The following is an 11,377-nucleotide window of genomic DNA, read 5'->3' on the forward strand; positions in this document are numbered from 1 at the left end:
TTTAACAACTTCAACCACTTGCGCTTTCGATCTCTCGTCAGCGGGAGGCGAATTCTACAGCGTTACACGCTGCTGTCAACACCTCTTTTTCAACTCCTTTTCGCGCTTCGATAAACTGAAGCAACCCGCTGCCGAAAACTGCTTAACTCTTTGTTTACCAAGGAGTTTTCCGTTTCGACTGCGCCGGAAGTGGGGCGAATTATAGACATCCAGAATCTGCCGTCAACCTTTAATTTCACAATAGTGTCATATAGGCCAAAAAAGCCCACAAACACGAAGGCCGGCCCCAAGGGGCCGGCCTTCTTCCCTTCTACTTACAAGCTAGGGAATGCGAATTGCGACGCCTCATGGCTCGCACGTTGTGGCCAGCGTTGGGTGATGGCTTTACGGCGAGTGTAGAAACGCACACCGTCCGGGCCATACGCATGCAGGTCGCCGAACAGCGAACGCTTCCAGCCACCGAAGCTGTGATAAGCCACCGGCACCGGCAGCGGCACGTTAACGCCGACCATGCCCACTTCGATTTCATCGCAGAACAACCGCGCAGCTTCACCATCACGGGTAAAGATGCAGGTACCGTTACCATATTCGTGATCGTTGATCAGTTGCATTGCCTCTTCCAGGCTGTTCACCCGAACGATGCACAACACCGGCCCGAAGATTTCTTCTTTATAGATACGCATCTCTGGTGTGACGTTATCGAACAGGCAGCCACCCAGGAAGAAACCTTCCTCATGACCAGCCACACTCAAACCACGACCGTCGACCACCAGGGTCGCACCGGAAGAAACGCCGTCTTCTACGTACCCGCTGACCTTGTCGCGCGCCTGACCGGTGACCAGAGGCCCCATGTCCAGACCACAGGTAGTGCCCGCTCCGATTTTCAGCGCCTTGATCTGCGGCACCAGTTTTTCCACCAGCGCATCCGCCACCTGGTCACCGACGCACACCGCCACCGAGATCGCCATGCAGCGTTCACCGCAAGAACCGTACGCCGCGCCCATCAGTGCGCTGACCGCATTATCCAGATCCGCATCCGGCATCAGCACCGCATGGTTCTTCGCGCCGCCCAATGCCTGAACGCGTTTGCCGCGCTTGGTGCCTTCGGCGTAGATGTATTCGGCAATCGGTGTCGAACCCACAAAACTCAGCGCTTTGACTTCCGGCGCTTCGATCAGCGCATCCACCGCAGCCTTGTCACCGTGCACAACGTTCAGCACGCCTTTAGGCAAGCCGGCTTCCAGCAACAGCTGAGCGATCAGCAGCGTGGAACTTGGATCACGCTCCGACGGTTTGAGGATAAAGCAGTTACCGCAAACGATCGCCAGCGGATACATCCACAGCGGCACCATCGCCGGGAAGTTGAACGGGGTGATGCCGGCCACCACGCCCAATGGCTGGAAGTCCGACCAGGCATCAATGTTCGGGCCGACGTTACGGCTGTATTCGCCCTTGAGGATTTCCGGCGCTGCGCAGGCAAACTCGACGTTCTCGATACCGCGCTTCAATTCGCCCGCCGCATCTTCCAGGGTCTTGCCGTGCTCTTCGCTGATCAACTGCGCGATACGTGCTTCGTTCTGTTCCAGCAATTGCTTGAAGCGGAACATCACTTGAGCACGTTTGGCCGCCGGCGTGTTACGCCAGGCCGGAAAGGCTGCCTTGGCCGAGTCGATGGCTTTCTGAATGGTTTCGCGGCTGGCCAATGGCAGCTTGTGGATCGCTTGGCCGGTAGACGGGTTGAACACGTCGGCCGTACGACCGTCTTCGGTCACCAGTTCGCCATTGATCAAATGCGGGATAAGGCTCATGTAGCGCTCCTGAAAAGTTGTCCACAGGCGCCCCACAAAAGGGCGCCTCTATATAGAAGAGAAAATCAGTCGATCTTGTTCAGCACTTCGCCGACCGCGTCGAACAGACGATCAAGGTCTTGCGGCTTGCTGTTGAAAGTTGGGCCGAACTGCAAGGTGTCGCCGCCGAAGCGCACGTAGAACCCGGCTTTCCACAACGCCATGCCCGCTTCGAACGGACGCACGATCGCGTCGCCATCACGTGGCGCGATCTGGATCGCACCGGCCAAACCATAGTTACGAATGTCGATGATGTTCTTCGAACCTTTCAGACCGTGCAGCGCATTTTCGAAATGCGGCGCCACTTCGGCCACGCTCTGCACCAGGTTTTCCTTTTGCAGCAGGTCGAGTGCCGCCAGGCCAGCGGCGCACGCCACCGGGTGCGCGGAGTAGGTGTAGCCGTGGGGGAATTCCACTGCGTACTCAGGCGTCGCCTGGTTCATGAAGGTCTGGTAAATCTCGGAACTGGCAATCACGGCGCCCATAGGGATCGCGCCGTTTGTGACTTGCTTGGCGACGCACATCAGGTCCGGGGTCACGCCGAAACTGTCGGCACCGAACATCGAGCCGGTACGGCCGAAACCGGTAATCACTTCATCGAACACCAGCAGGATGTTGTGCTGATCGCAGATCTCGCGCAGACGCTTGAGATAGCCCTTTGGCGGAACCAGCACGCCAGCGGAACCGGCCAGCGGCTCAACGAATACGGCGGCGATGTTCGATGCATCGTGCAGTTCGATCAACTTCAGCAGCTCGTCAGCCAGGGCGATTCCGCCCAACTCCGGCATGCCACGGGAATAGGCATTGCTCGCCAGCAGTGTGTGCGGCAGGTGATCAACGTCCATCATCGCCTGACCGAACATTTTGCGGTTTCCGTTCACACCGCCGAGGCTGGTGCCGGCGATGTTCACACCGTGGTAACCACGGGCGCGGCCGATCATTTTGGTCTTGGTCGCCTGGCCTTTCAGACGCCAGTAAGCGCGGACCATTTTCACGGCTGTGTCAGCGCACTCGGAACCGGAGTCGGTAAAGAACACGTGGTTCAGATTGCCCGGGGTCAGGTCGGTGATTTTCTCAGCCAACTGAAACGAAAGTGGATGACCGTACTGGAAGCCTGGCGAGTAATCGAGGGTGCCCAGTTGTTTCGATACCGCTTCCTGGATTTCCTTGCGAGTGTGCCCGGCGCCGCAGGTCCACAGACCGGACAGCGAGTCATAAACTTTGCGGCCCTTGTCATCGATCAGCCAGCTGCCTTCGGCGCCCACGATCAAACGCGGATCGCGCTGGAAGTTACGGTTGGCGGTATAAGGCATCCAGTGAGCATCAAGCTTGAGCTGGCTGGCCAGGGAAGACGGGGCGTTTTCAGGCAAGTTCATCGGGCAAAACCTCGCAGAGCAATAAGCGGCATAGAGATCAAAAGCGTTCTTGCAGCTAAATTGCCACGGGGATAAAGTCGGTGAAATCCAACTTTTCTAACGTTCATTCAGGCTACCACTAAACTATGAGCACGCGTCGTCCCGATCCACTGGCGCAAGTCAGTGACTTTGATATCCGCTTGCTGCGGATCTTTCGCAGCGTGGTCGAGTGCGGCGGCTTCTCTGCGGCTGAAAGTGTGTTGGGGATCGGTCGCTCGGCCATCAGCCAGCAAATGAGCGATCTGGAACAGCGCCTCGGCCTGCGTTTGTGCCAACGCGGTCGCGCCGGTTTTTCCCTGACCGAAGAAGGTCGCGAGGTGTACCAATCGGCCTTGCAGCTATTAAGTGCGCTGGAAAGTTTTCGCACCGAGGTCAACGGCCTGCATCAACACTTGCGTGGCGAATTGACCATTGGCCTGACCGACAACCTGGTCACCCTCCCCCACATGCGCATCACCCACGCCTTGGCTCAACTGAAGGAACGCGGCCCGGATGTGCAGATTCAGATTCGCATGATCGCGCCGAATGAAGTGGAACAAGGCGTGCTCGATGGCCGCTTGCATGTCGGTGTCGTGCCGCAGGCCAGCGCGTTGTCGGGGCTGGAATATCAGCCGCTCTACAGTGAACGTTCACTGCTGTACTGCGCGGTTGGCCATCCACTGTTCTATGTCGATGACAAACAACTCGACGATGAACGGCTCAACAGCCAGGACGCAATTGCGCCGACCTTCCGATTGCCAGCGGACATCCAGGCCCATTACCAGGCGCTCAACTGCACCGCCAGCGCTTCGGACCGTGAAGGCATGGCGTTCCTGATCCTGACCGGTCGGTACATCGGTTACCTGCCAGACCACTACGCCAGCCTTTGGGTGCAACAAGGTCGATTGCGAGCGCTGAAACCCACCGCGCGTTTCTACGACCTGAGCCTCGCATCGGTCACCCGCAAGGGTCGTCGCCCCCATTTGGTGCTGGAAAGCTTTCTCGAGAGCCTGGCCGCCACACGCTAGAACCCCACGAAAGCCGCATAAACAAAGGACCTCGGACTGTATAAAAGAAAATAAGCTGAGCACTTGGACAGCTTTTTGCAAAGCAGGATGAACTTGCCCGTCAGCCCTGCTTACAAAAAAGAAGACCTACGCCCATGCAGCCAGAAACCTCAAACCCCAGCGATTTGATCTACGGCCTCAACGACCGCCCGAAACCGCTCGCCGCGTTACTCGCCGCCCTGCAACACGTGCTCGCCAGTTTCGTCGGCATCATCACCCCGCCACTGGTGATCGGCTCCGCCCTCGGCTTGACCGCGCATTTGCCTTACCTGATCAGCATGGCGTTGATGGTGTCCGGTGTCGGTACCTTTATTCAGGCGCGCCGGCCGTACGGCATCGGTGCCGGGATGATTTGCCTGCAAGGCACCAGTTTTGCGTTTTTGGGCGCGGTGCTGTCGGCTGGCTTCCTGGTGAAGCAACGAGGCGGCAGCCCGGAAGACATTTTGGCGATGATCTTCGGTGTGTGCTTTTTCGGCGCCTTGGTGCAGATCGTCCTGAGCCGCTTCATCGGCCAACTGCGCAGAGTGATCACGCCGCTGGTTACGGGGATTGTCATAACATTGATCGGCATCAGTCTGATCAAAGTTGGCATCACCGACCTTGGCGGTGGCTTCAACGCCGCAGATTTCGGGGCGCCGGGCAATCTGGCGCTGGGGCTGTTCGTGCTGTTGACGATCATTCTGCTTAACCGTTCAAACACACCGTGGATTCGTCTCTCGGCCATCGTCATCGGATTGGTGCTGGGCAGCGTCGCGGCGTATATCAGTGGAAAACTCATCCCGCAACCGTTGCCTGATTTGCCACTGGTCAGTCTTCCGATCCCGTTCAGGTACGGATTCAGCTTCGACTGGACGGCTTTCCTGCCCGTTGCGCTGATTTATCTGATCAGCACTATCGAAACAGTCGGCGACCTGACCGCCAACTGCATGCTCGCCCGTCAACCGATTAGCGGCCCCTCCTATATCAAGCGTCTCAAGGGCGGTGTACTCGGTGACGGCATTAGTTGCCTGATCGCCGCCACCTTCAGCGCATTCCCCAACACCACGTTTGCGCAGAACAACGGCGTGATTCAACTGACCGGCGTCGCCAGCCGTTTCGTTGGCTTATACATCGGCGTCGTGCTGTTTTGCCTCGGGCTGTTTCCGTTGATTGGCGCAATGCTGCAGCAAACTCCGAAACCGGTGCTTGGCGGTGCAACGCTGGTGATGTTCGGCAGTGTCGCGGCGGCTGGCGTGCGCATTCTTGCGCAAGCACCGCTGGACCGTCGCAGCATGTTGATCATCGCCACCTCGTTCGGTGTCGGGCTGGGAATCGCGGCGCAGCCGAACCTCTTACATCTGCTGCCTGAACTGGTGCAGAACCTGTTCGATTCAGCGATCACCAGCGGCGGCTTGACGGCATTGCTGATGTGCTTGTTGCTGCCAGAGTCGAAGGCTGATGTGCAGAGCGTCAACCGCGCTCAAGAAAGTGCCCCGGTCGAGCAGGCTTAAGGGTTTTATCGCACCGGGACTTGTCTGGAACCCGTGGGTGCGTTATCAACGCACTTGGTAGCGCCCCCCACCCGACTGGAATTGCCTATGACCTTTGAAGTCCCTGCTCATGGCGGAAAACCTGCCAGCCGCATTCGTCAGAAGAACGAAGAGACCATCATCAAAGCCGCCGAAGACGAGTTCGCCCGTCACGGGTTCAAAGGCACCAGCATGAACACCATCGCCCAGAATGCCGGGTTGCCCAAGGCGAACCTGCATTACTACTTCACCAACAAACTCGGTTTGTACGTGGCGGTGTTGAGCAACATCATCGAATTGTGGGACAGCACCTTCAACACCCTGACCGCCGAGGATGACCCGGCCGAGGCATTGACCCGTTATATCCGCGCCAAAATGGAATTCTCACGGCGCCAGCCACAAGCCTCGCGGATCTTCGCCATGGAAGTGATCAGCGGCGGCGAATGCCTGACCGAATATTTCAACCAGGACTATCGCGCCTGGTTCCAGGGGCGGGCAGCCGTGTTTCAGGCGTGGATCGATGCTGGAAAGATGGACCCGGTGGACCCGGTTCACCTGATTTTCCTGTTGTGGGGCAGCACTCAGCATTACGCCGACTTCGCGACCCAGATCTGCCGAGTCAGCGGACGCACCAAGCTGACCAAGCAGGATATGGAAGAAGCCGGCAACAACCTGATCCGCATCATCCTCAAGGGCTGCGGCCTGAACCCTGCCATTTAAGACACTTATGCCTTTTACCCTCAGCGATTTTTGCGAGTACCGCGAAGAGATTCGCAAAAGCCGCTTCATCACCTTCGCCGCGCCGATATCCAGCCCGGCAGACGCCCAAGCTTTCTTCGAACAGCACAGCGATCTCAATGCTTCGCACAACTGCTGGGCGTGGAAACTCGGTGATCAGTACCGCAGCAACGACGATGGCGAGCCCGGCGGTACTGCTGGCCGGCCGATTCTGGCGGCGATCGAAGCGCAGGATTGCGACCAGGTCGCGGTGCTGGTGATTCGTTGGTACGGCGGTATTCAATTGGGCACCGGTGGCCTCGCCCGGGCCTATGGCGGCGGCGCCAACAAGTGCCTGCAAACGGCGCCGAAGGTGGAGCTGATCAGTCGAGTGCCTGTCAGCTGCGCCTGTGCTTTCAGTGAATTGGCGCTGGTGAAACTTCGCGTCGCGGAACTGGGCGGTTTGGTCGTGGAAGAAACGTTCACCGCCAATGGCGTCGAATTGCAATTAGCGGTTGGACAAACGCAGATCCGTACCCTGCAAACGCAGCTGGCGGACTTGAGTCGCGGACGCATTGTGTTGCAGCACTGAGCGCACCAACAACGCTCACGCTTATTCCGCCGTGGTTGGAAATTTGCCCACATCTACTGTGCACCCGGCTGTGTATAACCTGAGCACAGGTGCCTGCAACCCTTCTGCCATGCGGGTTTGCGGACTTTGTTCATTTTTCGTCCAATCTGCCATCACTCCCACTAAATCCACGTAAAAACAAATAGTTAGCTCGGGTTAGCACCTTTAGAAGATAGCCGCTCAGTGCTTATGCCCGACCCTTGAGCTTGCGCACAAATACTGTGGAGCAACCTGTGGATAACCCGTTCATGGCTATCGCGACCCCATAGCTGGCATGGCTTGCGAACTACTGATCATTTTTCAACCAAATGCGCACGGGCAAAATCAGAGCCTGGTCAACAGCATCGCCCTCAAGTGGTGCCTGATTCGCAGTGGATGGGGCGCACCCATTGTCCTCTGGGACAGCACCTATTCGGATTAGCAGCTTTCCTGACTAAGTGGCCAGGAAATTGCTTTATCCAGGCATCACGTCCCTCGACCCGAGTCCGTCATGCCCAACCCCGTGCCGTCCCCCGATCAAACGCCTCGCCTGCAGTTGCGCAAGATCAGTAAACGCTACCCCGGATGCCTGGCCAACGATGCCATTGACCTGAACATTGCACCTGGCGAAATCCACGCCCTGCTCGGGGAAAACGGTGCTGGTAAAAGTACGCTGATGAAGATCATTTACGGCGTCACCCACGCCGATTCCGGGGAGATGATCTGGCAAGGACAACGCGTAACCATGCGCAACCCGGCCCAGGCTCGAGGTCTTGGGATCGGTATGGTGTTCCAGCATTTTTCGCTGTTCGAAACATTGAGCGTGGCGCAGAACATTGCCCTGGCCATGGGCGCGGCAGCCGGCACACCGAAACAGCTGGAACCGAAGATTCGTGAAGTGTCCCGACGCTATGGCATGGCGCTGGAACCGGAGCGACTTGTCCACAGCCTGTCGATTGGCGAGCGGCAACGGGTGGAAATCGTTCGTTGCCTGATGCAAGACATCCGCCTGTTGATTCTTGATGAACCCACTTCGGTGCTAACCCCGCAAGAGGCCGATGAACTGTTTGTCACCTTGCGCCGACTCGCGGCCGAGGGCTGCAGCATTTTGTTTATCAGCCACAAGCTCGGTGAAGTCCGGGCACTGTGCCACAGCGCCACCGTGTTGCGCGGCGGGCGAGTGGCCGGGCATTGCCTGCCGGCCGAATGCTCGGACCGGCAACTGGCGCGGCTGATGGTCGGTGAAGCGGCCGAGGCGATTACGGACTATCCGAAGGTGGTGGGCGGCGCTGCGTTTCTTACTGTCAACCGATTGTCCTGGCCCAATCCTGATCCGTTCGGCTGCTCGCTGAAGGACGTCGACCTAGAGGTGCGCGGTGGCGAAATCGTCGGCATCGCCGGGGTCGCGGGTAACGGCCAGGATGAATTGCTCGCACTATTGAGCGGCGAAGAACGACTGACCCGCAACGACGGCGCGACGATCAGTTTCGGAGGGCAACCGGTCGCTCATCTGCGCCCTGACTCGCGTCGTAATCTCGGCCTGGCCTTCGTTCCCGCTGAACGCCTGGGTCACGGTGCGGTGCCGGATTTGAGTCTGGCGGACAACGCGCTGCTCACCGCCTTTCAACAAGGGCTGGTCAGCAACGGATTGATTCAGCGCCGCAAGGTCGAAGCGTTGGCCGACGAGATCATCCGTCGCTTTGGGGTCAAGACGCCCGATGCTCAAACAGCGGCGCGCAGTCTGTCCGGCGGCAACCTGCAGAAATTCATCCTCGGCCGGGAAATCCTCCAGCAACCCAAATTGCTGATCGCCGCGCACCCGACCTGGGGCGTGGACGTCGGGGCCGCCGCGACCATTCACCGCGCGCTGATTGCCTTGCGCGATGCCGGCGCGGCGATCCTGGTGATCTCCGAAGACCTCGAAGAATTGTTCCAGATCAGCGACCGACTCGGTGCCTTGTGCAGCGGTCGGTTGTCGCCACTCAGAGCCACCGTCGACACGCGCCTGATCGACGTCGGCGGCTGGATGGCCGGCCAGTTCGACGCCCCTCAATCACTCGCCCCCGCAACGGTTTAACGGAGTTTCACATGCTGCTTTCTCTCGAACCCCGTGGCCAGCAATCGCGCCTGATGCTGTGGTGTTCGCCGCTGCTGGCGGCGGCGCTGACGCTGGGCTGTGGCTCATTGCTGTTTATCGCATTGGGCCACGATCCATTGCTCACCTTGCACACCTTGTTGATCGCACCGGTCAGCGACTTGTATGGCTTCTCGGAATTGTTGGTCAAAGCGTTGCCGATCTTGCTCTGCGCGCTGGGGCTGGCGGTGGCGTATCAGGCGCGGATCTGGAACATCGGTGCCGAAGGTCAATTGTTGCTCGGTGCGCTGGCCGGCAGTGCCTTGGCCGTGAACATCATCGACCTGCAAAGTCGCTGGGCCCTGGTGTTGGTCCTGCTGGTTGGCACTCTGGCCGGTGCAGCGTGGGCCGGCCTGACGGCTTGGTTGCGCACCCGGTTCAATGCCAACGAAATCCTCACCAGCATCATGCTCAATTACATCGCCCTGAACCTGCTGCTGTTCTGTGTCCATGGGCCGCTGAAGGATCCCGCCGGGTTCAATTTTCCGGAGTCGGCGATGTTCAGTGATTTCAGCCGTTTGCCGTTATTGATGGAAGACGGTCGGGTTCATGCCGGGGTGTATTTCGCCTTGCTGGCGTTGGTCGCTGTCTGGGTGTTGCTGCAAAAAAGCTTTGTCGGTTTTCAGATCAAAGTGTTGGGGCTGGACAAGCGTGCGGCGGGTTTCGTGGGCTTTCGCGAGAAACGATTGATCTGGCTGGCGCTGTTGATCAGCGGCGGTTTGGCGGGCCTGGCCGGCGTGTGCGAGGTGACCGGCCCTATCGGCCAGTTAGTGCCGCAGGTCTCGCCCGGCTACGGCTATGCGGCGATCACCGTGGCGTTTCTCGGACGACTCAACCCCATCGGCATTCTGTTTTCCAGCCTGTTGATGGCGCTGTTGTACATCGGTGGCGAGAGCGCGCAGATGAGCATGAACCTGCCACAAGCCATCACTCAATTGTTCCAGGGAATGATGCTGTTTTTCCTGCTGGCCAGCGACGTGCTGATTCTCTACCGACCACGTTTGAGCGTGCGCTGGGCTCGCCGCGCGCCAGCCACCGAACCTGCAGGAGCGCTGTGATGGATATCGATCTGCTGAGCAATATTTTCTACGCCATGGTCCGCTGCGGTACGCCGTTGTTGTTGGTGGCGCTGGGTGAATTGATCTGCGAAAAGAGCGGCGTGCTCAACCTGGGACAGGAAGGGATGATGCTGTTTGGCGCGGTGATCGGTTTTATCGTCGCGCTGAACAGCGGCAACCTGTGGCTCGGCGTGCTGTTGGCGATGCTCGCCGGGATGTTGTTGTCATCACTGTTTGCCGTGGTGGCGCTGGTGTTCAATGCCAACCAAGTGGCCACCGGGTTGGCGCTGACGATCTTTGGCGTGGGCCTGTCGACGTTTATCGGTGCCGCATGGGTGGGTAAACCATTGGCCGGTTTTGAACCGGTGGCGATTCCTTACTTGAGCGAGATCCCGCTGATCGGGCGGATGCTGTTTGCCCAGGATTTGTTGGTGTATCTGTCATTCGTGCTGTTTGCGCTGGTGGCCTGGGTGATTGTGAAAAGCCGTGTCGGGCTGATCATTCAAGCTGTTGGGGAAAACCCGGATGCCGCCAGTGCGATGGGCTTGCCGGTATTGGGCGTGCGCGCACTGGCGGTACTGTTTGGCGGAGCGATGGCCGGGTTGGCCGGCGCGTACCTGTCCCTGGCGTACACGCCGATGTGGGCCGAAAATATGAGCGCCGGGCGCGGCTGGATTGCCTTGGCGCTGGTGGTGTTTGCCAGTTGGCGAGTGTGGCGTTTGCTGCTGGGCGCGTATCTGTTCGGGCTCGCCAGCATCCTGCATCTGGTGGCGCAGGGGTTGGGGCTGGCGATTCCATCGAGTCTGCTGGCGATGCTGCCGTACGTCGCGACGATTGTGGTGTTGGTGCTGCTGTCGCGAGATGCGGTGCGGACGCGGTTGTATGCGCCGGTGTCGTTGGGGCAGCCGTGGCAGAGCGGGCATTAGCGGTCGCCTGCACCGGCCTCAGAGGGTGTACTGAATTCTGTGTAAACGGCGTTGCTGTTAATCCTGCAAAAGCCTGTCTTCGAACTGGATACTGAACCTGTTCAAGGCCCCCGCCC

At 58.8% G+C, this 11,377-nt stretch carries 9 protein-coding genes; 7 read left to right on the plus strand and 2 right to left on the minus strand.

From position 1 onward, the window contains the following. Window positions 1-314 precede the first annotated feature (314 nt). Both J2Y56_RS28170 and J2Y56_RS28175 read right to left on the minus strand, forming a co-directional pair. Window positions 315-1,808, minus strand: a complete 1,494-nt coding sequence (locus tag J2Y56_RS28170) for a CoA-acylating methylmalonate-semialdehyde dehydrogenase (protein ID WP_150779773.1) — start codon at window positions 1,806-1,808, stop codon at window positions 315-317. A 65-nt stretch (window positions 1,809-1,873) separates the two neighbouring features. Further along, window positions 1,874-3,223: an aspartate aminotransferase family protein gene (locus J2Y56_RS28175; protein ID WP_310354072.1), complete on the minus strand. Its 1,350-nt coding sequence runs from the start codon at window positions 3,221-3,223 to the stop codon at window positions 1,874-1,876. A 125-nt stretch (window positions 3,224-3,348) separates the two neighbouring features. Between J2Y56_RS28175 and J2Y56_RS28180 the strand changes: the two genes are divergently transcribed. The 7 genes from J2Y56_RS28180 to J2Y56_RS28210 all read left to right on the plus strand — a co-directional run bounded on the left by J2Y56_RS28180 (window position 3,349) and on the right by J2Y56_RS28210 (window position 11,261). Continuing rightward, entirely contained in the window at window positions 3,349-4,269 is a 921-nt protein-coding gene (locus J2Y56_RS28180) for a LysR family transcriptional regulator (RefSeq protein WP_007945899.1), read from the plus strand. Between the two features lie 134 nt (window positions 4,270-4,403). Next, on the plus strand, window positions 4,404-5,798 hold the full coding sequence (locus J2Y56_RS28185) for a nucleobase:cation symporter-2 family protein (RefSeq protein ID WP_310354075.1): 1,395 nt from the start codon (window positions 4,404-4,406) through the stop codon (window positions 5,796-5,798). Window positions 5,799-5,885: 87 nt separating this feature from the next. Further along, window positions 5,886-6,536: a TetR/AcrR family transcriptional regulator gene (locus tag J2Y56_RS28190; RefSeq protein WP_150779770.1), complete on the plus strand. Its 651-nt coding sequence runs from the start codon at window positions 5,886-5,888 to the stop codon at window positions 6,534-6,536. 7 nt (window positions 6,537-6,543) lie between these two features. Then, complete coding sequence (locus tag J2Y56_RS28195) at window positions 6,544-7,125, plus strand: YigZ family protein (protein ID WP_310354078.1); 582 nt, start codon at window positions 6,544-6,546, stop codon at window positions 7,123-7,125. Window positions 7,126-7,654: 529 nt separating this feature from the next. Then, entirely contained in the window at window positions 7,655-9,220 is a 1,566-nt protein-coding gene (locus J2Y56_RS28200; protein ID WP_310354081.1) for an ABC transporter ATP-binding protein, read from the plus strand. Window positions 9,221-9,231: 11 nt separating this feature from the next. Further along, window positions 9,232-10,335 (plus strand): ABC transporter permease, encoded by a 1,104-nt coding sequence (locus J2Y56_RS28205; protein WP_310354084.1) that lies wholly within the window; start codon window positions 9,232-9,234, stop codon window positions 10,333-10,335. After that, complete coding sequence (locus tag J2Y56_RS28210; RefSeq protein WP_007945907.1) at window positions 10,335-11,261, plus strand: ABC transporter permease; 927 nt, start codon at window positions 10,335-10,337, stop codon at window positions 11,259-11,261. The genes J2Y56_RS28205 and J2Y56_RS28210 overlap by 1 nt, the downstream gene beginning before the upstream one ends. Window positions 11,262-11,377 lie beyond the last annotated feature (116 nt).

The organism is Pseudomonas sp. BE134, assembly GCF_031456105.1.
GTDB lineage: Bacteria > Pseudomonadota > Gammaproteobacteria > Pseudomonadales > Pseudomonadaceae > Aquipseudomonas.